20 protein-coding genes, 1 tRNA gene and 2 pseudogenes are annotated in these 21,996 nt (G+C 72.9%); 12 read left to right on the top strand and 11 right to left on the bottom strand.

Annotated features, from left to right (window positions below; translation table 11 throughout):
• Nucleotides 1-66 precede the first annotated feature (66 nt).
• From HK417_RS12225 to HK417_RS12235, 3 genes are all read right to left on the bottom strand, one after another.
• Nucleotides 67-678: a hypothetical protein gene (locus HK417_RS12225; protein ID WP_222266782.1), complete on the bottom strand. Its 612-nt coding sequence runs from the start codon at nt 676-678 to the stop codon at nt 67-69.
• 273 nt (nt 679-951) lie between these two features.
• On the bottom strand, nt 952-2,205 hold the full coding sequence (locus HK417_RS12230) for a hypothetical protein (protein ID WP_222266783.1): 1,254 nt from the start codon (nt 2,203-2,205) through the stop codon (nt 952-954).
• A gap of 331 nt (nt 2,206-2,536) precedes the next feature.
• Nucleotides 2,537-4,756 carry a DUF5353 domain-containing protein gene (locus tag HK417_RS12235; protein ID WP_222266786.1) on the bottom strand — a complete coding sequence of 740 codons (2,220 nt, stop codon included), beginning with the start codon at nt 4,754-4,756 and terminating at the stop codon, nt 2,537-2,539.
• 281 nt (nt 4,757-5,037) lie between these two features.
• On the opposite strand from HK417_RS12235, the gene HK417_RS25350 reads away from it, so the two are divergent.
• The 3 genes and pseudogenes from HK417_RS25350 to HK417_RS12245 form a co-directional block, all read left to right on the top strand.
• Nucleotides 5,038-5,166, top strand: coding sequence for a hypothetical protein (locus HK417_RS25350; RefSeq protein WP_261326480.1), 129 nt, complete (start codon nt 5,038-5,040; stop codon nt 5,164-5,166).
• 187 nt (nt 5,167-5,353) lie between these two features.
• Nucleotides 5,354-6,046 (top strand): annotated as a pseudogene (locus HK417_RS26935) (helix-turn-helix domain-containing protein); the annotation flags it as partial.
• 64 nt (nt 6,047-6,110) lie between these two features.
• A pseudogene (locus tag HK417_RS12245) lies at nt 6,111-6,503 on the top strand (integrase core domain-containing protein); the annotation flags it as partial.
• Nucleotides 6,504-6,551: 48 nt separating this feature from the next.
• Here HK417_RS12245 and HK417_RS12250 read toward each other — a convergent pair.
• Nucleotides 6,552-6,636: transfer RNA gene (locus HK417_RS12250), tRNA-Leu, on the bottom strand.
• An 87-nt stretch (nt 6,637-6,723) separates the two neighbouring features.
• Between HK417_RS12250 and HK417_RS12255 the strand changes: the two genes are divergently transcribed.
• Together HK417_RS12255 and HK417_RS12260 are read left to right on the top strand one after the other, a co-directional pair.
• Entirely contained in the window at nt 6,724-8,052 is a 1,329-nt protein-coding gene (locus HK417_RS12255) for a M20/M25/M40 family metallo-hydrolase (RefSeq protein ID WP_222266790.1), read from the top strand.
• Nucleotides 8,049-8,831 (top strand): SDR family oxidoreductase, encoded by a 783-nt coding sequence (locus HK417_RS12260; protein ID WP_222266792.1) that lies wholly within the window; start codon nt 8,049-8,051, stop codon nt 8,829-8,831. The genes HK417_RS12255 and HK417_RS12260 overlap by 4 nt, the downstream gene beginning before the upstream one ends.
• A gap of 4 nt (nt 8,832-8,835) precedes the next feature.
• Here the strand turns inward: HK417_RS12260 and HK417_RS12265 are convergent, their stop codons facing one another.
• On the bottom strand, nt 8,836-9,912 hold the full coding sequence (locus HK417_RS12265) for a PP2C family protein-serine/threonine phosphatase (protein WP_308123539.1): 1,077 nt from the start codon (nt 9,910-9,912) through the stop codon (nt 8,836-8,838).
• 136 nt (nt 9,913-10,048) lie between these two features.
• Between HK417_RS12265 and HK417_RS12270 the strand changes: the two genes are divergently transcribed.
• Nucleotides 10,049-11,005 carry an NADPH:quinone oxidoreductase family protein gene (locus HK417_RS12270; protein WP_222266794.1) on the top strand — a complete coding sequence of 319 codons (957 nt, stop codon included), beginning with the start codon at nt 10,049-10,051 and terminating at the stop codon, nt 11,003-11,005.
• 6 nt (nt 11,006-11,011) lie between these two features.
• On the opposite strand, the gene HK417_RS12275 is transcribed toward HK417_RS12270, so the two are convergent.
• A complete protein-coding gene (locus tag HK417_RS12275; protein ID WP_222266796.1) occupies nt 11,012-12,625 on the bottom strand; it encodes a M20/M25/M40 family metallo-hydrolase in 1,614 nt (537 codons plus the stop codon).
• A 366-nt stretch (nt 12,626-12,991) separates the two neighbouring features.
• The gene (locus HK417_RS12280) at nt 12,992-13,195 is read right to left on the bottom strand and encodes a DUF5703 family protein (RefSeq protein ID WP_222266798.1); all 204 of its coding nucleotides are present in this window, start codon (nt 13,193-13,195) and stop codon (nt 12,992-12,994) included.
• 150 nt (nt 13,196-13,345) lie between these two features.
• On the opposite strand from HK417_RS12280, the gene HK417_RS12285 reads away from it, so the two are divergent.
• On the top strand, nt 13,346-13,600 hold the full coding sequence (locus HK417_RS12285) for a hypothetical protein (RefSeq protein ID WP_222266800.1): 255 nt from the start codon (nt 13,346-13,348) through the stop codon (nt 13,598-13,600).
• Nucleotides 13,601-14,015: 415 nt separating this feature from the next.
• On the opposite strand, the gene rpsD is transcribed toward HK417_RS12285, so the two are convergent.
• Nucleotides 14,016-14,618, bottom strand: a complete 603-nt coding sequence (gene rpsD, locus HK417_RS12290) for a 30S ribosomal protein S4 (RefSeq protein ID WP_222266802.1) — start codon at nt 14,616-14,618, stop codon at nt 14,016-14,018.
• A gap of 68 nt (nt 14,619-14,686) precedes the next feature.
• Between rpsD and HK417_RS12295 the strand changes: the two genes are divergently transcribed.
• Nucleotides 14,687-15,481 (top strand): DUF2470 domain-containing protein, encoded by a 795-nt coding sequence (locus HK417_RS12295; RefSeq protein ID WP_222266804.1) that lies wholly within the window; start codon nt 14,687-14,689, stop codon nt 15,479-15,481.
• Nucleotides 15,482-15,517: 36 nt separating this feature from the next.
• Here HK417_RS12295 and HK417_RS12300 read toward each other — a convergent pair whose 3' ends face one another.
• From HK417_RS12300 to HK417_RS12310, 3 genes are read right to left on the bottom strand one after another with little or no spacing between them, the layout of a single operon-like run.
• Nucleotides 15,518-15,793, bottom strand: a complete 276-nt coding sequence (locus tag HK417_RS12300) for a GlsB/YeaQ/YmgE family stress response membrane protein (protein ID WP_222266806.1) — start codon at nt 15,791-15,793, stop codon at nt 15,518-15,520.
• A gap of 45 nt (nt 15,794-15,838) precedes the next feature.
• Nucleotides 15,839-17,848, bottom strand: a complete 2,010-nt coding sequence (locus HK417_RS12305) for an AAA family ATPase (RefSeq protein WP_222266808.1) — start codon at nt 17,846-17,848, stop codon at nt 15,839-15,841.
• A gap of 3 nt (nt 17,849-17,851) precedes the next feature.
• On the bottom strand, nt 17,852-18,832 hold the full coding sequence (locus tag HK417_RS12310; RefSeq protein WP_222266810.1) for an aldo/keto reductase: 981 nt from the start codon (nt 18,830-18,832) through the stop codon (nt 17,852-17,854).
• Nucleotides 18,833-18,990: 158 nt separating this feature from the next.
• Between HK417_RS12310 and HK417_RS12315 the strand changes: the two genes are divergently transcribed.
• The 4 genes from HK417_RS12315 (at nt 18,991) to HK417_RS12330 (ending at nt 21,975) form a co-directional block, all read left to right on the top strand.
• Nucleotides 18,991-19,809, top strand: coding sequence for an undecaprenyl-diphosphate phosphatase (locus tag HK417_RS12315; protein WP_222266812.1), 819 nt, complete (start codon nt 18,991-18,993; stop codon nt 19,807-19,809).
• A gap of 73 nt (nt 19,810-19,882) precedes the next feature.
• The gene (locus HK417_RS12320; RefSeq protein WP_222266814.1) at nt 19,883-20,584 is read left to right on the top strand and encodes a histidine phosphatase family protein; all 702 of its coding nucleotides are present in this window, start codon (nt 19,883-19,885) and stop codon (nt 20,582-20,584) included.
• Nucleotides 20,585-20,606: 22 nt separating this feature from the next.
• Nucleotides 20,607-21,158 (top strand): DUF3090 family protein, encoded by a 552-nt coding sequence (locus HK417_RS12325; protein ID WP_222266816.1) that lies wholly within the window; start codon nt 20,607-20,609, stop codon nt 21,156-21,158.
• A gap of 16 nt (nt 21,159-21,174) precedes the next feature.
• Entirely contained in the window at nt 21,175-21,975 is an 801-nt protein-coding gene (locus HK417_RS12330) for an SCO1664 family protein (protein WP_222266818.1), read from the top strand.
• Nucleotides 21,976-21,996: the final 21 nt, after the last annotated feature.

A 21,996-nucleotide genomic window follows, 5' to 3' on the forward strand; every position in this document is an offset into this window, starting at 1 on the left:
CGGTTCGATGCTGTCGCATCGACTGCACCCTGCCGCCGTCCGACCCCAAGATCCGTCAGACACGCCCTAGTCCCGTATGGACACAGTGACCTGGTGGAACGTCGGCAACCATGCGTGGTCCACATGGGCTGGAGCGAAGAAGACGAGGAGTACCGGAGTGGGTCCCTCCATCAAGTACAAGTGCAGGTGCAGCACCTCGCCCGGGGTCAGTTGCAGACTCCCGTCGAAGGTGCTGGTGTCGCGGCCGGCTATCTCGGTCTGGTCGCCGGGTGGAGAGATCGTGCTGGAGGGCAAGGACGCCCGGATCTGCTCTCCCTGCTCCACTGGGTTGCTCGCGTTCAGCAGGGGCTTCTCGGCGATGTACAGGCCGACCACCGACCCGGGTTCCCGCTGAGCCGCGATGGCCGCTTCGCTCGATGTGCCCGGCTCGCCGAGGAAGATCCCGGACCAGTCGACCGGGGCGAACACGGTCTGACCCTCGATCCCCGGCCGGCGCCAAGGTTCCCAGTCGCGCGGAACGTCCGCCGAGTACCCGCCGACCTCAAGCTGCCGCGTGACCCGGTCGGGCTCCCGCTCCCACGGTCGCCAGAGCACGAGGAGCACCACGGCGGCCACCAGCAGAACCGCCCCGACGACGACCCACAGCGGCCACCGGCGTCGCTGTCGGGCGGGTGCCACCGGCTCTCCGGACGGCTCCGAGGAGGGGGCGGACGGCGTGCTGACCGGAGCAGCGTCCTCACGAGGTGGAGTCGAGGCCTCCCGGCGGGGTGCCCTCCTGTTGGCGAACGGATACACCTCCGCGGACGAACCCTCGTCGGCGCTCACGGCCGCGGCCTTTTCCCCGACCGGTCACGGCACGACGCCTGCCACTGGGTCGCCGTCGTCCGCAGCGGAGCGACGTCCATGTCTTCCCACACGACCGGGGAGCCTCGTTCCCGGACGGAGGGTGTCTTACCGGTCAGCATCTCGCGGGCCAGCGGACGCGTTCCCTGCGATGGGCGCTGATCCATCCGTCGGGCCGGACGTCCCGACGACATGGTGCTCGGCGTCGCCGGGGCTGTGGCCGGCCCCCGAGGGAGGTGCGGGCCTGTCGTCAGAGCCGGCAGGGCGGCGACGTCGTCCGATCAGCAGCCCCGCGGTCAGCGCGCCGAGCACGAGAAGCGCCACCACGCCCCACATCCACCACGGGATGCCCCCGTCGTCGGGCGTGGGGTTGCCCACGGGGTCGTCCTGGGCGGCGGCGTTGTCCTGGGCGAACGTGAGGTAGTCGCGGGCGAGAGCCGAGTCGAAGTAGGTCGTCGCCGTCTGCAGCCGCTCGGCAGCTGCCGCGTACTCCCCCCGGTTGATCTGTGCGAGCCCGTCCGCGAAAGCAATGTCGAAGCCGGATCGCGTAGCCGTGACGCCGGCGCCGACCAGCGCGGCCTGGATGCTGGCGGCCCCGACCGCGGAGACGACAAAGGACGGGTCGCAGTCGGCCAGGGCGAGCACGCCGCCGGTGGCCCGGTCGATGACGGGTCCGCCGTTGAGCCCACCGGCGAGCGAGCTCGTCAGGGTCTGGCCCCCTGTCAGCCTGCTGCCGTCCAGCCGCACCGGTTCGCCTGCGGGCTGCAGGGTGCGCGTGGCCGGATCCGACTGCGACACCTCCCATTCGAGTCCGGCGACCGCCGCGTCATCGACGGGCTCCTGGGTCGGGGTCAGGCTGGCGGTCGGCAGGCCTCCAGCGCCGATGCGCAGGAGCGCCACGTCGGTCGGGCCTGACGGTTGGTTGACGAGCGTGGCCGGCACGGGGTCCTGCGTGTCCGCGCTGAGCAACACGACCTCATAGCGTTCGTGGGGGACGACGATGCAGTGCTCGACCCGCCGGTAGCAGTGCTGGAGATGCTCGTCGATCGCGGGATCCGTCGCGTGTGTGGGGCCGGTCGTGTCGTTTCCATCCACCAACTGCGCGCCGATCTGCTCGACGAAGAGTCGGTTGGCGGCCGGGACGGTCACCGTGTCCAGGTCCTCCCGGAGCAGCCGGTACAGCGTCGCGACGACGCCGTCCCCGGTCACCAGCACCCCGGTCGCCTCAGCTTGGGGCACCTCATAGGTTTCTTGGTGGATGACCACGTCGCCGGTGGAGTGGTTGACGTGGGCGATGGTCACGTCCGCGATCACATTGATGCGCACGAGCGCGGCCTGTGTGCCCACCAGCTCGGTGTCCACTGTGACCGGCTCGTCGTCGGCCGGACTCGCCTGAGCCGCCGGTATCAGGGCGAGGAACGCGACGAGGACCGCGGCGGCGGAGCCGATGCGGCGGATGAGCGTTGTTGACATCGCTGCCCCCCAAGGGGTTCCCGCCGGTCGGAGCGGCCACCGCGTCCGGTGACCGCAGGTTCGGAAGAGGCGGATCCAGAGCCCTAGCGAGCACCGGAGCCGCACATGTCGGCACTACGTACTTGCAGCGTGTCGGTACGCCCTGCACCGAGCCCGGGTGTCGTGCGACCTCGCCCGGTGGCCGGGCAGTGTGCCGTCCGCCCCGGACGGTGTCCCGCTCTCAACGGCATGTCACGAGCCACTCGTCGACCACCCCCTCGGCGCGTTGGTGGGCCTGCACGGCCTCCGTCCCGCGCTGGACCCAGGCATCCGTCGGCTCGGCCTCCCGCAGCGCACGACCGACGTCCTGGGCGTACCGCAGGGCATCGATCTTGGCGGCCGCGGCCTGGGGGCACGAGGCCGCAGGGGTGTCCTCCGGTGCCTCCAGCTCACTGCAGGCCAGGAGCCCGCTGTTCGCGATATCGACGTACGCGTCGAGGACATCAGCTGACTCGACACCCTGCTCGAGCGTCGGCGCGCCACCCGTCCCGTCGGGAGAGGCCCCACGCAGCTCGCCGACACGCCGGTCGAAGGCGCTCTGGATGTAGGTCCCGTAGAAGTCCGTGAGCGTTTTCGCGTACTGCAGCGCTGGTTCGCACTGCTGGAAGACATCGCTGGGAAGGTGGTGGAAATCCGTCGAGGGGGGCATCGTGGTCGCGGCGGCCGCTGCCTCGGCCTCGGTCTCGGTCGTCAATGACACCACGTCCAGCGACCCGGTCTGAACGAGCCCGTAGAAGTCCGCCATGTCCTCCCCGTACTTGGTCTTCTCCTGGTACAGGCGCTCGTAGGAGTTCGCCACGCGGCCCTCCTCGTCGGCGAGGGAGTACCACGTACCGGGGCATACCGCGGTGGGGTCGCGTCGGATCTCGGAGTCCTCGGCCTTGCCCTCCAACGTGCCGGCGGGACTGATGCACGTGGCCATCCCGGACCGCTCGACCTCCGTGAGAGGAACCAACTTCGCGGGGTCGTACAGCCGCTCGCTGAGCACCTGGACCGTGTTGACGACGTGGGACCCCCAGACGAGTCGATGGAGGGTGCTCAGGTCCTCGATCGGCCACTCGACCACGGTGTAGCGGTGGGGGTAGTAGCGGGGTGACCTCGCCTGCTCGGCTTCAGGAAGCGGAGGAGCTTCGTCCGAACTCCTCGGCATGGTGAGTTCCTCGTAATACGCGTCCCGGCGTCCGATGTCCACTTCGACGGTGCTGTCAGGCTCGGTGGTGGTGTCATCAGCGCTCCCGTGGGCCTGCGCTCCGCCGGGCTGGACTGCGTCCTCGGCCGCCTTGTAGTCCCGGTACTCCTCGTTGCTCACGACCGCCTGCGGCACCATCTCCGGCCCGTGGCTCGGGACCCGCTCGAGTACCAGTCGCGATCCCTGGGCGACGGCCAGTTGTGTCCACAGTTGCAGCTCCTCCAGGCCGGGGGACCCGCTGGGTTCCTCGTGTTCCGGCACGTGGACCACCAGGTTGTGCTGGAACGTCTCCTGGGGCTCCAGCCAGGAACCGTCACGGACGACCTGTCCGAGCTGGAGTATCCGGAACGCCGTCGGCTGGCTGGTGCGGGAGATGGGGTAGACGTCCTGGGCCCTCCGGTCCCCGGCGCTGAACTGGCCGTACCGGTAGATGTGGGGCTGGTCGCACTCCGGGTCGGTCACGGGCGCCAGTTCCTCGAGGAAGCAGGCCACTTGCTGCCGTTCCCGGTCGACGTCGTTGATGCCGTCGATCTCGCCACGGAGGCCGTGGGTGACCGCCGTGACCTCGTAGAGGGAGCTGACGATCAAGACCTTCGTGGAGCTGACGTTCTGCACGGTGATCGTGCCCTCGAACATGTGCGGGTCCGACGACTCGCCGGCGTTCTCACCCGCCGTTGCCGGAGCCGGACTCAGCTCGGTCGTGACGGTCAAGGCCGCCGCGATCGTGCCCGGCTGGTACTGCTGCGTGTACCACCACTGCACCCCGCCGAAGAGCACCGTGACGGACAGCCCTCCGGCGAACAGCCGTCCACCGACCGCAGTCCAGGTCAGCTGCTCGGCGGCGTGCGCCCTGGTGCTCCACCAGCCGAGGACGGCCGCCGCCAGCGACACCACCACGATGGCGGCCCACGGCACCCACGCCGGGAACGGCGGCAGGCGACGGGGCGAGAGGCCAGGCGCCCGGTACTGCATGAGGAGCAGGTAGCCGCCGACGAACACCCCGGCGACGCCTGCGGCCACGGCCGCGACCCGGCCCCGCTTCCGCCGCCACGGCTCCCGCGCGATTACCGCGCTGCCCGCGAGCAGCACCAGCCCGGCCACCGCGAACGCAAGCCCGATCAACTTGTACTGCAGGTTGGCGGCGGACAGGAAGTCCAGCAGGCCCACCCAGGCGGCGAACACGCCGATCGCTCCGAAGAGGGCGGCGGCCACCCAAGCCACATTCGGCTGCAGAGGACGGATCAGCGCCATGGACCGTCACCACTCGGCATCATCGCCCGGACATTGCGGGCGCTACTCGGGACAGTAGGTCTAGCCCCGTCACGGCGCCGTCACCGTCTCGTCAATGCGACCCGAACTCGTCCGGCAGCATGCGGGCTGGTCGTTCGCCGACTGCATCCTCCAGGCGCGCAAGGCACTGGGGGAGGGCGACTGCCGGTGACCCGGCTGCACGACCTCCGCCACACCCACGCCACGCTGCTCGCCGACGGCGTTTGGGTGACGGTCGTCCCAGGGCTGCTGGGCACGCCAACGTCACCATAACGCTCACCGTCTACCAGCACGTGCACCCCGGCATGGGCCGCCAGGCGGCCGCCCGCTTCGCGGCGCTGCTCGAGGGCTGATCGGAGGCGCGGAGTATCACGCGGGTATCACGCGGGCCACAGGGACCCTGACAGAGAAACACCCGGGCTCCTGAGCTGCAGGAACACCGGGGTGAGGTTGTGTCCGAGGGGGTGTCTGAGTTCAGGACATCGTGCACACCTGTCTCGGGACATCGTTCACACCTGAGCCCGGGGGTGGACGATGGGGATGCCGCAGCTGGTGGTCACCGCGGTGCTGGTCGAGGGTCGGAGCAGAAGTGAGGTGGCCCGGGACTACGGCGTCTCCCGCCGCTGGGTGATCACCCTGGTCCAGCGCTACCTGGCCGAGGGCGAGGCGGGTCTGGAGCCCCGCTCCCGACGGCCGCTGCGGAGCCCGACCCGGACCGCCGACGCGCTCGAGGACGAGATCGTCGCAATCCGCAAGGACCTCGACCGGCACGAGCACGAGGCCGGCGCGGCCACCATCGCCGCCCAACTGACCCGCCGGCACGGCGCCAGCCCGGCGGTCTCCACCATCTGGCGGATCCTCACCGCCCGCGGCTTCGTCACCCCGCAGCCGCACAAGCGCCCCAAGAGCAGCTACGTCCGGTTCGAGGCCGCCCAGCCCAACGAACGGTGGCAGACCGACATCACCCACTGGCCGCTGGCCGACGGCACCGATGCCGAGATCTGCAACTGGCTCGACGACCACTCCCGCTACTGCCCGACCAGCACCGCCACCCGGCGGTTCACCACCCCGACCATCGACGCCGGCTACCGGGCCCTCGTCACCGAGTACGGAGATCCCGCCGGCGTGCTCACCGACAACGGCGCCGTCTTCACCGGCCGCTTCCGCGGCGGCGGCCGAGTCATGCTCGAGGTGACCCTGCACGCCCGCGGCGTGCTGCTCAGCCACTCCCGGCCCTACCACCCGCAGACCTGCGGCAAGGTCGAACGCTTCCACCAGACCCAGAAAAAAATGGCTCGCCAATCAGCCGATGGCCGCCAGCCTGACCGATCTGCAGCAGCTGCTGGATCAGTTCCGCGACTACTACAACACCGTCCGGCCACACCGGGCCCTGGGCCGCCGCACCCCGGCCGAGGCCTACGCCGCCCGACCCAAGGCCACCGCCACCGGCATTCCGCTGATCGACGGCCACTTCCGGATCCGCCACGACAAGATCGACACCAACGGCAAACTCAGCCTGCGCCACAACAGCCGGCTACACCACATCGGCCTAGGGCGCCGCCACGCCGGCACCACAGTGCTCGTCCTGGTCCACGACCTGCACATCCGCGTGCTCAGCACCAGCGGACGGCTCCTCCGAAACCCGACCCTCGACCCGACCCGGGACTACCAGCCACAGGCCCGAACGTGAACGATGTCGCGGGACACCTGTGAACGGTGTCCCACGACATCGCAGCTGTGTCCGAGGGGGGACTTGAACCCCCACGCCCGATAAAGGGCACTAGCACCTCAAGCTAGCGCGTCTGCCATTCCGCCACCCGGACAAGGTGGACGCACCGGAGCACGTCGGGGATGAGCATAACCGAGGCCGCCCCCGGCTCGGGACGCGGTCCGGTGGCAGGATCGTCGGCATGTCCCAGCCGACCCCCACGCCCCTCGCCGGAGCCCAGCAGGAGGTCGCCGACCTGCTGTCGGAGCTCATCCGCATCGACTCCACCAACACCGGGGACACCGCCACCAGCGCGGGGGAGCGGGCCGCCGCGGAGTGGGTCGCCGGCAAGCTCGACGAGGTCGGGATCAGCAGCGTCATCCACGAGTCCGAGCCCGGCCGGGCCAGCCTGGTCGCCCGGATCGAGGGGACCGACCGGAACCGCCCGGCACTGCTGGTGCACGGGCACCTCGACGTCGTCCCCGCCGACCCGTCGGAGTGGAGCGTCCACCCGTTCAGCGGCGAGCAGCGGGACGGCTACGTCTGGGGCCGCGGCGCGGTCGACATGAAGGACATGGACGCGATGACCCTCGCGCTGGTCCGCGACTGGGCGCGCACCGGCGTGCAGCCCGACCGGGACATCGTGCTCGCGTTCGTCGCCGACGAGGAGGCCGGCGGCCGCAAGGGCGCCCATTTCATGGTCGACCACCACGCCGACCTCTTCGAGGGCTGCACCGAGGCGATCAGCGAGGTCGGCGGGTTCAGCATCACCGTCCGCGACGACCTGCGCCTCTACCTCGTGCAGACCGCCGAGAAGGGCCTGGCCTGGATGCGGCTCACCGCCCAGGGCAAGCCCGGTCACGGCTCGTTCGTGCACGACGACAACGCCGTCACCCGGCTCGCCCAGGCCGTCTCCCGGATCGGCTCCACCCGGCTCCCGACCGTGATCACCCCGCCGATGCGCCAGTTCCTCGCCGAGGTCGGCGAGGCCTACGGCGTCCAGATCGACCCCGATGACCCGGACCAGGCGCTCGCCCGGCTCGGCGGCATCAGCCGGATGATCGGCGCGGCGCTCCGCAACACCGCCAACCCCACGATGCTCGACGCCGGCTACAAGACCAACGTCATCCCCGGCTCCGCCAGCGCGGTGGTCGACGGCCGGTTCCTCTACGGCCAGGAAGCCGAGTTCGAGAAGCAGCTCGACGAGGCCATCGGCGAGGGCGTCACCCGCGAGTGGATCACCTACGACCAGGCCGTGCAGACGACGTTCGACGGGCCCTCGGTCGACCTGATGGTGGAGGCGCTGCGGGCCGAGGACCCGGCCGCCCGCGCCGTGCCGTTCACCATGAGCGGCGGCACCGACGCCAAGAGCTTCGAGACCCTCGGCATGCGCTGCTTCGGCTTCTCCCCGCTGAAACTGCCCGCCGACCTGGACTTCGCCGCGCTGTTCCACGGCATCGACGAGCGGATCGCGGTCGACTCGCTGCACTTCGGCATCCGCGTGCTCGACCGGTTCCTGCGCAAGGCGTGACCCCCGTGCCGGGCAGCGTCGCCCTGATCACCGGCGGGACCGGCGGCTTCGGCCGTGCCCTGGCCCGCCTGCTCGCCGACCGCCACCTCACCGTCGTGCTCGCCGACCTCGACGGGAACCGGGCGCGGCAGACCGCCCGGGACCTCGGGGTGCACTTCCTCCCGCTGGACGTCACCGACCGAGCCGCCAACGCCGCGGTGGTCGCGCAGGTGGAGGCCGACCACGGCCGGCTGGACGTCGCCTTCCTCAACGCGGGCATCGCCGGCCGGTCACCGGACGCGCTGGACGTCGACGAGTTCCTGCGCGTGGTGGACGTCGACCTCTTCGGCGTCGTGTACGGCACCGAGGCGGCGCTGCCGGCCCTCCGCCGCGCCGGCGGGGGCTCGATCGTGGTCACCGCGTCCCTGGCCGGGCTGTCGCCGATGACCACCGATCCCGGCTACAGCGTCGCCAAGGCCGGCGCGGTCGCGTTCGTCCGGTCCCTCGGGCCGCGGCTGGCCGGCGACGGCATCACCATCTCCGCGATTTGCCCGGGCTTCGCCGACACCGCGATCATCGACCCGATCCGGGCCGAGTTCGAGGTGGCCGGCTTCCCGGTGCTCTCCGCCGGGGAGGTCGCCGAGGCCATGCTCGCCGCCTGGATGGGTGCCGAGCCGGGCGCGGCCTACGTCGTCCAGCCGGGGATCGGCGCGGTGCCCTACCGCTTCCAGGGCGTGCCGAGCGCGAAGACGGCGAGCGGGGAGACCGCCGTCGTCCCCGAGGCGCTGCGGCGGCGCTGACGGATCAGCAGGTCCGGACGGCGAGGACGGCGATGTCGTCGGGCACCCGGCCGGCCATCCCCTCCAGCAGCGCGTCGCACAGCACCTCCAGCGGCTGCCCGGCCAGCCCGGCGAGCGCTTCCGCCAGCCATGCAGTGCCCTCGTCCAGCGAGGCGCCGCGGCGCTCGACGAGCCCGTCGGTGTACAGCAGCAGGGTGTCGCCGCGACCCAGGTCGATCTCGTGGTCGCTCCGCACGACCGGGCAGCCGGTGCCCAGCAGCATCTCCGGCCGCCGGTCCAGCACCCGCACCCGGCCGTCGGCGCACAGCAGCACCGGCGGCGGATGGCCGGCGTTGGACCAGCGCACCCGCGCCGGACCGCCGGGGCCGGGGCGCACGGTCGCCACGGTGGAGGTCAGCACCGGGGACACCTCCAGCCGCTCGAGGGCGAGGTCCAGGGAGCTCAGCACCGCGGCGGGGGAGCCGGCGACCGTCTGCGCGATCCCGCGGAGCACGCCGCGGGCCTGGGCCATGGTCGCGGCGGCGGCGACGTCGTGGCCGGCGACGTCCCCGATGACCAGCATCGTCGTGCCGTCGGGGACGGGGAAGGCGTCGTACCAGTCACCGCCGACCTGGGCGTCCTGGACGGCGGGCAGGTAGCGGACGGCGATCTCCAGCCCCGGCACGGTCGGCGGGTCGGTGAGCAGCGCCCGCTGCAGGGTCCAGGCCATCCGGACCGCGCTGCGGGTCTCCGCTGCCTCGGCGCTGAGCCGGGTGAGCATCTCCTCCCGGCGCAGCCGCAGCGTGCAGGCGAACAGCGCCAGGCACCCGCCCACGGTCACACCCAGCAGGCGAAGCGACTGGGCGACCACCAGGCCCGCGGTGTACTGGTCCCCGACCACACCGATGAGCGCGGCGAGCACCACCGCCGCGACGGCGTACACGGCGGTCGCCCGCCGCCCGAGCACGATGGCGGCCACCAGTGGCGCCATGGCGAAGACCCCGACGACCACCTGGCCGCGTTCGCTCACCAAGTTGAGCACGCCGCAGAAGACCAGGACACCCAGGGGCAGCAGATGCCGCCTGCTCAGTGCCCGACCCACCCGCGTCCTCGCAATCTCGAGCCGGTGCCGGGGACGCGCTGGACCCACACGACTGCCGGGAGCCTAACCTCCGCCGCCCGGCCGGCGACCCGACCCGCCGGACCCGCGGGCCCGCTACTCTGGCAGATTCCCGGCCATGCGCGCATGGCGGGTCCACTCGCTCGGCGACCCGGCCGAGGTCATGTCCCTGGACGACGTCGACCGGCCCGAGCCGGGCCCGGGGCAGCTGCTGGTGCGGGTGCGGGCGGCGGGTCTGAACTTCCCGGACGTGCTCATGACGCGGGGGCAGTACCAGGAGCGCCCGCCGCTGCCGTTCACCCCCGGCGTGGAACTGTGCGGCGAAGTGGTCGGCACCGATCAGCGGGTGCTCGGGTCGCCATCGGGCGGGCCGGGCGCGTTCGCCGACTACGCCCTGATCGACGCCGCCGCGGCGTGGCCGGTGCCCGCGGACATGTCCGACGAGCAGGCCGCGTCGCTGTACCTGACCCACCAGACCGGGTACGTGGGGTTGCACCGCCGGGCCGGGCTGCAGGCGGGGGAGTGGCTGCTCGTGCACGCCGGCGCCGGGGGCGTGGGCTCGGCGGCGATCAAGCTCGGCAAGGCCGCCGGCGCGCGGGTGATCGCCACGGCGGGCGGGGAGCGCAAGACCGAGGTCTGCCGGCAGCTGGGCGCCGACCACGTCATCGACTACACGGCCGAGGACTTCGTGCCGCTGGTCAAGGAGATCACCGGCGGGCACGGTGCCGACGTCGTCTACGACCCGGTGGGCGGCGACGTCTTCGACGGGTCGCGCCGGTGCATCGCGTTCGAGGGCCGCATCGTCGTCGTCGGGTTCACCAGCGGGCGCATCCCCCAGGTGCCGGCCAACCACGCGCTGGTGAAGAACTACAGCGTCGTCGGGCTGCACTGGGGGCTGTACCGCACGCACGACCCGGCGCGGATCGGGATGGTGCACGAGGAGCTGTGCCGGTTGTTCGCCGACGGGGCGATCGACCCGCTGGTCGGGTCCGTGCTGCCGCTGGCACAGCTGCCGGCGGCGATGGCGGCGATCGCCGACCGGAGCACCGTCGGCAAGGTCGTCCTGCGCCCCTGACAACCCCTACCCGGTGGTGACGAAGGTGCCCCGCGGCCCCTCGGGCGCCGGCAGCTCGACCGCCGGGCCGGGGACGGCGCTGCCGGCGACACCGTTCACGGACTCGGTGGAGAAGGCGTAGGTCAGCACCGCGAAGGCGATCAGGTCGCTGTTGCGCTCCAGCGCGTCCTCGTTCACGTTCTCGGCGGTGTCGCAGGCCAGGTGGTAGCAGGGGTCGAACTGCTGCCCGGCCGTACCGCCCCAGATCGCCACCTGCGCGTCGGTCTTGACCCTCTCCGCGCCGGTGAAGACGCCTCCCGCGGGGATGCCCCGGTCGATGAACGCCTGGTAGTCGCTCCGGCCGTCGAACGCCTTGTCGTCGTACGGCTCCCCGACGAGCGTGTACCAGGACTCGAAGAGGTCCTCGATCGCGGCGGACCCCGGTGGGATGGTCACGCCGGTGTCGGCGGAGGGGAAGGTGGTCTCGTCGGCGTCGTAGATCATCGAGACGTGGTTGGGCGACCCGACCATGTCGAAGTTCAGGTACAGCGCGATGCGGTCGAGGTCGGCCTGCGACAGCCCGCCGACGTAGTCCGCGGAACCGAGCAGCCCGATCTCCTCGGCGGCCCAGAAGGCGAAGCGGACGGTGTTCTGCGGCTCCGAGCGCGCGATCATCAGTGCGGTCTCCAGGAGCGCCGCCGTCCCGGAGCCGTCGTCGTTGATGCCGGGCCCGTCGGTGACGCTGTCCAGGTGCGCGCCGGCCATGACGACGTTGTCCGCGTTCGTGCCGGGCAGCTCGGCGACCACGTTGTGGTCGGTCCGCCGCTCGGTGGGCAGCACCCGGACGAAGGCCGTCGAGCCCGGGGCGGAGAGGGCCTCCCCGTCGGCGAAGGAGGCCCCCACGACGGGGATCGCCGCGTCGAACGGGATCGTCTGCTCGAGGTCCAGGAACGTGACGTCGCCGACGAACACGCCCTCCCGTTCGGGGGTGTTGCCCTGGTTGAACACGATGACGGCCTCGGCGCCGGCGGTCTGGGCGTTCTGCACCTTCAGGCCGAAGGTGCAGGTGCCGCGCTGGATCAGCGCGATGTCGCTGGTCCCGCCGAGGTCCAGCCCGGTGAAGTCCTCGGCCTCGCAGCCGCTGGTCGACGCCCGATCCCCGGTCAGGTTGACGTCCACCGGGACGAGCCGGCCGGTCAGCTCGCCGGGCTCGCTGCCGGTGAAGGCGCCGGTCTCGAGGTCGGACTCGGCCGGGGTGACCTGGCGGAGCACGGCCGGGAACATGAAGTCGAACTCGACCGGGTCCAGCGTCACCTCGTACCCGGCCTCCTCCAGCAGCTCGGCGACGTGGTCGACGCTGTCGGCGTGGCCGTCGGTGCCCGCGGCCCGGCTGCCGGGGTAGTGCGGATCGGTGCTGTCCTCGGCGATCTCCTGCAGCTCGAGCTGGTGGGCCCGGACCCCCGCGAGGGTCACGCAGTCGAGCAGCTCCTCGTAGGTGTCGTTGCCGCGGTCCGCGCACCTCGGGTCGGCGGCCTGGGCGCCGGACACCGGCAGGAGCGCGGCGAGGAGGCCGACGGCCGTGCCGACGGTGACGGCTCGTGGCCCGGTCCTGGCCGTGGGCCTCGTCGAGTGCTGGCGCATGTCGTCCCCCTACGTCCCACGACCGGGTCCGTCCCGGACCCGGTGCTGCTGAGCGTGGCCCGGCCCGGCCGGGGGAGCACAGCCGGAGCCGGGTCGAGGGCCGTCGCCTGCCGAGCCGACGACGGACCGTGCTCGGCTTATCACTCAGCGGCACCGGTGGGGCGGTGGGAGGAGCCGGCCCCGGATCAGTGCGCGGGCGCCCGGCCGGGCCGGGCCACGGCGGAGTCGGCGACCAGTTCCACGAGGTGCAGGGCGCGCTGTACCGACTGGCTCAGCGTCGGCCCACTGGGGTGCCCGCCCATCTCCGCCTCTGCGATCAGGGGCAGACCATGGCAGACCGGTGGCGTCGGGGGCAGGTGTGCACGCTCAGATCATCGGGCGGGGGAGGTAGGACAGGCGCATCCGGCGGCGCATGATGATCTTGCGGGACCCGTCGGCGTGCAGCTGGAGACGGGCCAGCTCCCAGCCACCGGTGTCGGCCTGCATGCTCATCAGCTGGGCCGCGGCCGCGCGTGAGGTGTCGGCCGGGATGCGCAGCGGGGCGTACTCGTACTCGCCGGCAGCTGACACGCGCACGATTGTGCATGCCCACGGCCCCCTGGTCACGTGCCGGATCGCGCGTGATCATCGGCCGGGGTGTCACGGGACCGACATCCGGGCAGGTGGGAACGGCGAGCACCGGCGGCGAGGGCCGGGCTCCCTGACGGGAAGGAGACGGCCGTGACCGAGCCGAACGCGACCGAGGCCGACCGGCAGGAGCAGGAGGAGCTCGTGACCCCGGGCGCCCCGGAGCTCGCCGACGAGGCGACCCCGCCGGGTGACGGGGTGCCGGAGGCCGATGCGATCGAGCAGCAGCTGTCCGCGGTGCCCGGCAGCTCCGGCGGCTTCCGCGGGACCACGGCGGAGGCCGACGAGTACGACGTCCTCGAGCAGCAGGCCGTCGTCCCGGTGGACGACGAGGACCTGCGCGAGTGAGCTCCCCGCGCCGGTGACCTGCGCAGATCCTCGATCCGCGACATGATCACCGGCGTGTTACTCGCCGGGGGCTTCTGCGCCACCGCGCTCGGCTGGTGGTGACCGGCCGACCGTCCTGGCCACGGATCGCGCACGGTCGCAGGTGACCGCGGGACCGCCGCGTGGGTGGTCATCGGGGTGCTGGTCCTCGGGCTGCCGCTGCCGGCCTGATGGGTGGCGGGCGGGTCTCTGATCCCCGGCGTCGCGGCGGCCATGTCCGTCGTCCTCGAGGACGACTGGGGCGAGGTCTCCGGCACTTGTGGATGCCGGCGCTGTCGGGGCTCCTCCTGTCCCGCAGGGGCAACGCCCCCGGCTGGGCACTGCGGCTGAACAGCGGACCGGCGCCGCCGTCCGCGGACGCCGGCGCCGGGGTAGGTCAGCGGGAGTAGTACTCCACGACCAGCTGCTCCTCGCAGACGACCGGTACCTCGTCGCGCCGCGGCTCGCGCAGCACGCGGCAGACCAGGTCGGCGATAGAGACGTCCAGGTAGCCCGGGGCGACGGCGTGCGCGCCGGAGGCGGCCACCTGGAACGGCGGCTTCTGCTTGCTCTTGTCGGCGATCGCGACGACGTCACCGGCGCGCACCTTGTAGCTGGGCCGGTCGACCCGCTGCCCGTTGACGACGACGTGCTGGTGGCTGACCACCTGCCGGGCCTGGTAGATGGTGCGCGCGAAGCCGGCCCGCAGCACCGTGGCGTCCAGCCGCGACTCCAGCTGGGTGATCAGCTGCTCGCCGGTCTTTCCGCCACCACGCTTGGCCCGGTCGAACGCCGAGCGCAGCTGCGTCTCGCTGATGTCGTACTGCGCCCGCAGCCGCTGCTTCTCCAGCAGCCGGGTCTTGTAGTCGCTGGTGGTCTTCCGCTTGCGGCCGTGCTCCCCGGGCGGGAACGGGCGCCGCTCGAAGTAGCGGACGTCCTTGGGGGTGAGCGGGATGCCCAGCGCACGGCTGCGCCGGACCTTGGGGCGGGACTGGTTCACGCGGCCTCCGAGTTGGGTTAGGCTCACCTTACCCGGCGGAGAAGTCGGACCGGCAGCGGAGGAACCAGATGACGCGCTCTTTCCATCCCCAGGTCCCGGGACCGGTGTCGGACGCGCTGCGGCCCTCGATCGCCGAGCGGGCCCGCACCGTCGCCGCCCGGCCGGGCGCCGCCGTCCGCGCCGCCGGCCTCGACGGCTGCCGGGTGCTCGCGCACGCGGTGACGGGCGAGGCAGGCGTCCTGCTGGTCGTGCCCACCGACGGGGAGCTGGCCACCGCCGTGCGGCACGCTCCCGAGGGGGACCTGGCCGCCCTGCTGATGGTGACCGACCACGCGCCGGTGCGGCTGCGGGACCCGGTGCGCGCCCAGGTGTGGCTGTCGGGCTGGCTGACCCCGGTGTGGACCGGGGAGGAGCGCGCGGCGGCAGTGGCGTTCGCCGAGGTGGCGCCGGTGGGTGACCTGCTCGACGTCGGCCGGGGCACCACGCTGCTGCGGATGGACCTCGCGGAGGTCGCGCTCGGGGAGGGCGGCACGGTCGCCGAGCTCACGCCGGAGGCGTTCCTCGCCGCGGACCCCGACCCGCTGGTCGAGGTGGAGGCGGCGGTGCTGCAGCACATGGACGCGGAGCACCGTGCGGAGCTCGCGCTGCTGCGCGGCCGCATCCCGGCGTCGCAGCTCGACACGTCGGACGTCGTCCGCCCGCTGAGCCTGGACCGATGCGGGTTCCAGCTGCGGATCGAGCAGCCGCGGGGTCACCAGGACGTGCGGGTGCCCTTCGCGGCACCGATCTCGGATGCCGAGCAGCTCGCGCCCGCGGTGCACCGCCTGCTGTGTGCCGCACGCGGCGGATGCCCGGGGCACTGACCGTCGGTCAGTGCCCCGGGCGGGAACGGCCGGGCGTCAGTGACGCACGGAGCGGCGACCGCCGCTCATGCCCTCCGCGACACCGATGAGCAGGACCGCGGCGACGATCGCCACGATCGCCCCGAGGATGTTCAGCTCACCGAAGTTGCCGGTGCCCAGCGCGCTGGCGACCAGCCCGCCGATCAGCGAGCCGACGACGCCGAGCGCCAGGGTGGCCACGATGCTGAGGTTCTGTCGACCCGGCTTGATCAGCCGCGCGAGGGCCCCGACGATCAGGCCGAAGACGAGGAAACCGATGATGCCAGTGATCATGTGACCGTCTGTGCCCTCAAGATCAACGGCTCAAACGCATCGTGATCAAGTCGCTATCTCCGCGAGCAGCCGCGCCAACCGGGTGCGCCGTGGCCGCACGTCGACCTCCCGCACCGCGCGGGCCAGCGCCGCGCCACTGGCGTGCACGATCGACAGGTGCTTCTGCGCGCGGGTGAGCGCGGTGTAGACCAGCGGCCTGGACAGCATCCCGCCGGCCTCCGGCGGCAGGACGACGACCACCCCCGGCCACTCCGACCCCTGCGCGCGGTGCACGGTGATCGCCCAGCCGTGCCGCAGGTCCGGCAGCGCGTTGCCGGTGACCGTGACCGGCCCGGAGCTGAAGTCGACGTTCAGCGAACCCTCGCCGGTGCCGGTGACCACGCCCACCTCGCCGTTCGCGAACCCGATCGGCTCGAGGTCCAGGTGGTTCGCGGTCGCCACCACCCGGTCGCCCACGTCGAAGCCGAACACCGTGCCGTCGCCCGGGTTCAGCTGCGCCTTCAGCGCCTTGTTCAGCTCGATGGTGCCCGCCGGCCCGCGGTGCACCGGGGTGACGACCTGCACCGCCGCCGGGTCGATGCCCAGGGCACGAGGGATCGAGTCGGTGACCAGCTGCACCACCCGCCGCGCCGCCTCGGCGCTGCCGGTCGCCGGCACGACGACGACCTCCCGGTCGGGGGAGTCGACCTGCGGCAGCTCCCCGGCCCGCACGCCGGTGGCCAGCCGGGCGATGGCGCCGCCGGCGGCCTGGCGGTGCAGCGTGGTCAGCTCGGTGACCGGCACGCCGCCGGAGTCGATCAGGTCGCCGAGGACGTGTCCCGGGCCGATCGAGGGCAGCTGGGCCGGGTCGCCGACCAGCAGCAGGTGCGTGCCGTCGGGGCAGGCCTCCAGGAGGGCGGCGGCGAGCTCGACGTCCAGCATCGAGGCCTCATCCACGACGACGACGTCGGCGTCCAGCGGCCACTCCTCGTTGCGGGCGAACCCGCCGGTCATGCCCTGCGCGCCGAGCAGCCGGTGCACGGTCACCGCCGGGTGGTCGGTCAGCTCCTCCAGCCGCTTGGCCGCCCGACCGGTCGGCGCGGCCAGTGCCACCTCCGTTCCGCGGGACTGCAGCAGCTGGACCAGGGACGCGACCGTGCGGCTCTTGCCGGTGCCCGGCCCCCCGGTCAGCAGCGAGACCCCGGCGCTCAGCACGCCGGCCACCGCGGCCTGCTGCGCCGGGTCGAGCCCCTTGGACACCTTGCGCACCGACGCTGGGTCGGCGATCCGCTCGGCGGTGGCCATCAGGCGGTGCACGTTCTCCGCGACGGCTTCCTCGGCCATGCCGAAGCGGGCCAGCGACAGGGTGCGTGAGGCCTCGGTCGGGGTTCCCTCGCGAGCTTGCGAGTGGAGGGCGGACCGAGGTCCTTCTGCCGGCTCGGGCAGCTCGTCGTCCGGGCCCAGCGCGTCCTCGTCGACCCCGGGCTCCGGCGGGTCGTGCTGGAGCACCTCGCCGGACTCCACCGCCGACACGATCGCCGCCGCCGGGTCGGCGATGCCCTCGGCGCGCAGCGCCGCGACCACCAGGTCGACGGGCAGCACGGTGTGCCCGTCGCGGGTGGCGGTGCGCAGCGTGAGCGCGACGATCGCCCGCCCCCGGCGGGAGTCCTGCCGGTCGGCGCCCCTCAGGACGGCGATCGCCAGTCGGTCGGCGTCGTGCAGCGCCACCCCGGTCAGGCTCAGCAACGCCCACGGGTCGTCGCGCAGCCGGCGGGCGGCGTTCGGGCCCAGCGCGTCGGCGGCGTTCGTGGCCAGCTTCGCCTCCAGCCCGGCGCCGACCAGCAGCTCGACCACCTCGTAGGTCGGCTGGGCGGCCAGGAAGGAGGAGAACAGCCGCTCGGCGCGCTGCCGCCCGACGCGCGGCAGCTTGAGCAGACGGTCGGCGGTGACGTCGTCCGGGCTGGTGATGCCGGCGGCCGGCAGCTCGGCGGCGGCGCGTCTGCCGAGGCCCGGCCAGAGACCGGCGGCGGCGAAGGCGGCGAAGACCGGGTCGCCGGTCGGCGCGGGCGTGCTCATGGGTCAGTGCTCCGGGCGGTGCTCGGGATAGGAGAAGTGCGGCGCGGATACGTCGTCCAGCGCCGTGGTGATCGCCGAGGGCAGCCGGACGCCGACGGCGTCCAGGACGGCCTGCAGCTGGTGCGCGGTGCGCGCGCCGACGATCGGCGCGACGACGCCGGGTCGGTCGCGCAGCCAGGCCAGCGCCACGCCCAGCGGAGTCGTGCCCAGGCCCTCGGCGGCGGTGATCACCGCCTCCACGACGCGGTCGGCCGCCGGCGAGCGCAGCTGGTCGATGAAACCCTGCCACTGCGGGGAGGCGCCGCGGGAGTCCGACGGGGTGCTGTGCCGGTACTTGCCGGTGAGCAGCCCGCGGCCCAGCGGTGACCACGGCAGGATGCCCAGGCCCAGTGCCTCGGCGGCCGGGGCGACCTCACGCTCGATGCCGCGCTGCAGCAGCGAGTACTCGACCTGCGTGCTGACCACCGGCGCGCGCCCGGGCCAGGCCCGCTGCCAGGTGGCCGCCTGCGCGGTCTGCCAGCCGGTGTAGTTGCTGACGCCGACGTAGCGGGCCCGCCCCGAGGAGACCGCGGTGTCGCAGGCGGCGAGCGTCTCCTCCAGCGGCGTCGCGTCGTCCCACGCCTGCAGCTGCCACAGGTCCACGTGTTCCAGGCCCAGGCGTTCCAGCGAGGCGTCCAGCGCCGCCAGCAGGTGGCCGCGGGAGGAGCCTCGGCCCATCGGGCCGGGGCCGGTGCGCCCGACGGCCTTGGTGGCGACCAGCACGTCGGACCGGGGGACGACGTCGGCCAGCAACTGGCCCAGCACCCGCTCGCTCTCGCCCTGCGCGTAGACGTCCGCGGTGTCGATCAGCGTGCCCCCCGCGTCGACGAACGCCGTCAGCTGCATCGCGGCCTCGTCCTCGTCGGTGTCGCGGCCCCACGTCATCGTGCCCAGGCCCAGCCGGGAGACGACCAGACCGCTGCGTCCGAGCGCCCGCTGTTCCACGACGGACCAACCTACCGCCGGGGTGTGACGTCGCCCGGGACGCGCGGCGCACCGGGAGTCGTCCCCGGGGGTCACAGCACCGACACCTAGGGTTCCTGCGTGCAGTCGTCGACCGGACACCCCGACCGTGCCCCGGCCGAACGGTCGGGGCGCTGACCGTGGGATGGCTCGAAGCCGTCGTCCTGGGTCTCGTGCAGGGCCTCACCGAGTTCCTGCCGATCTCCTCGAGCGCCCACCTGCGCATGGTCGGCCAGCTGTTCGGCTGGGAGGACCCGGGCGCCGCGTTCACCGCCATCACGCAGATCGGCACCGAGGTCGCGGTGCTCATCTACTACCGCCGGAAGATCGGCCAGGTCATCGGCACCTGGCTGCGCTCACTGCGCGACCCGGCGCTGCGCAAGGACCCCGACGCCCGGATGGGCTGGCTCATCATCGTCGGCAGCATCCCGATCGTCGTCCTGGGCCTGCTGTTCCAGGACCGGATCGAGACCACTTTCCGTGACCTGCGCATCATCGCCATCGCCCTCGTGGCCTTCTCGCTGATCCTGTACTGGGCCGACCGGATGGGCCGCACGGACCGGGACCTGGACCACCTCACCGTCAAGCACGGGCTGCTCTACGGGCTGGCCCAGGCGATGGCGCTGATCCCGGGCGTCTCCCGCTCGGGCGGCACGATCACGATGGGCCGGTTCCTGGGCTACTCGCGCTCGGCGGCGGCCGACTACTCCTTCCTGCTGGCCATCCCGGCGGTGCTCGGCTCGGGCTTCTTCCAGATCGCCTCGTCGCTGGACGGCGGCATCGCCTGGGGCCCGACCGCCCTGGCCACCGTCATCGCCTTCGGGGTCGGGTTCGTGGTGATCACCTGGCTGCTGCGGTACCTGGCGCACGGCAGCTTCACGCCGTTCGTCGTCTACCGCGTCGTGCTCGGCCTGGTGCTGCTCGCCCTGGTCGGCTCCGGAGTGCTCGAGCCCACCTGACAAAAGACCCCGCTGCCCCCGCCACTCGCGAGCGCGCGGCGGGACCCCGCACCGGGGCCATAGGGTCGGCGGCGTGACCACCGTCATCCTGCTGCGGCACGGCCGGACCACGGCCAACGCCTCGGGCGTGCTCGCCGGCTGGACCCCCGGGGTGCAGCTCGACGACGCCGGGCAGGCCCAGGCGCAGGCGGTGGCCCAGCGGCTGGCCCCGGTGCCGCTGGCGGCGGTGGTCAGCAGCCCGCTGGAGCGCTGCCGGCAGACCGCCGGGGCGGTGCTCGCCGACCGGGACCTGGAGCTGCGGACCGACGACCGGCTCGGTGAGGCCCGGTACGGCGACTGGACCGGCCGGCCGCTGAAGCAGCTGGCCAAGGAGCCGCTCTGGAAGGTCGTGCAGCAGCACCCGTCCGCGGCGGTGTTCCCCGGACCGGAGGGGGAGGGGCTGGCGCAGACGCAGGCCCGCGCGGTGGCCGCCGTCCGGCAGTGGAACGCGGAGCTCGGGCCGGACGCCGTCTGGCTGGCGTGCAGCCACGGCGACGTCATCAAGGCGGTGCTGGCCGACGCGTTCGGCCTGCACCTGGACCAGTTCCAGCGGATCGTCGTCGACCCCGCCTCGATCTCGGTGGTGACCTACACCGAGACCCGGCCGTTCGTGGTGCGGGTCAACGACACCGGCGGCGACGTGGGCGCGCTCGTCCCACCGAAGCGGAGGCGCAGACGGCGGACGGCGGACTCCGACGCGGTCGTGGGTGGGGGTGCGGGCGACGGCCCGGCGTGATCCGCCCGCGTAACCTGAGCACGTGCCCCGTCAGGTCTACCTCTTCGACCGTCCGACCCGGTTCGTCGCCGGCACGGTCGGCCAGCCCGGCGACCGCACCTTCTACCTGCAGGCCACCGACGAGGCCGGCCGCACGATCAGCGTGGCGCTGGAGAAGTCACAGGTCCAGGTGCTCGCCGACCGGATGAGCGAGCTGCTCGACGAGGTGGCCACCCGCGCCGCCGTCGTCGTCCCGCCCGAGGCCGACATCGACGACCTGGAGCCCCTCACCGCGCCCGTGGACGAGGAGTTCCGGGTCGCCGCCATGGGACTGGCCTGGGACGGCGAGACCGACGCCGTCGTCGTCGAGGCCGTCGCCGCCTCCGACGAGCCGATCGACGAGGACGCGATCCTCTCCGACGCCGACGAGGGCCCCGACGCGCTGCGCGTGACGATCACCCCGTCCGCGGCGCGCGCCTTCGTCGCCCGGGCCCGCCGGGTGGTCGCCGCCGGGCGGCCGTCCTGCCCGTTGTGCTCCCTGCCGCTGGACCCGAGCGGCCACGTGTGCCCACGCCAGAACGGCTACCGTCGCTGAGCCGGCGCACCCGCTGATGAGCGAACAGCCGGACGAGCTGGACGGGGACGGCGAGGTCCGCGCGCTGGACCTCGGCGCCTTCGACCACGGCGACCGCCGCGCCCCCGACGGGCCCGCCGAGGCCGCGACCCTGCTGCGCGACGGCGAGCTGGACCTCGAGGGCCGGCTGCTGGACGCCAGCAACGTCACGCTCATCGGCGCGATCCGCACCGACACCCTCGCCGCCGGGTGCGTGTACAAGCCGGTGGCGGGGGAGCGGCCGCTCTGGGACTTCCCCGACGGCACCCTGGCCGGCCGGGAGATCGGCGCCTACCTGGTGTCGGAGGCGACCGGCTGGTCGATCGTGCCGCCCACCGTGCTGCGGGACGGCCCGTTCGGCACCGGCATGGTGCAGCTGTGGATCGACGGCGACCCGACCGTCGACCTGCCGCACTTCGTCCGCCGGGACGTGCCGCAGCTGCGCCGGATCGCCGTGTTCGACGCAGTGGTCAACAACGCCGACCGCAAGGGCAGCCACCTGATCCCGATGCGCGACGGCCACGTCTACGGGGTCGACCACGGCATCTGCTTCGCCACCGAGCCCAAGCTGCGCACCCTGCTGTGGCGCTGGGCCGGCCAGCCGCTGCCGGTCGAAGCGCTCACCGTGCTCGAGCGGCTCACCGACGACCTGCTCGGTGACCTGGGGGAGCAGCTGCACGAGCACCTCACCCGGCGCGAGGTGCGGCGGACCCAGCAGCGGGTGGCCGAGCTGCTGCGCACCGGGGTGCACCCGCAGCCGAGCGGGGACTGGCCCGCGCTGCCCTGGCCGCCCTTCTGAGGGAGGACCCCGCCCGACCTC

The sequence above is a fragment of the Modestobacter marinus genome, assembly GCF_019799945.1.
Lineage (GTDB): Bacteria > Actinomycetota > Actinomycetes > Mycobacteriales > Geodermatophilaceae > Modestobacter > Modestobacter marinus_B.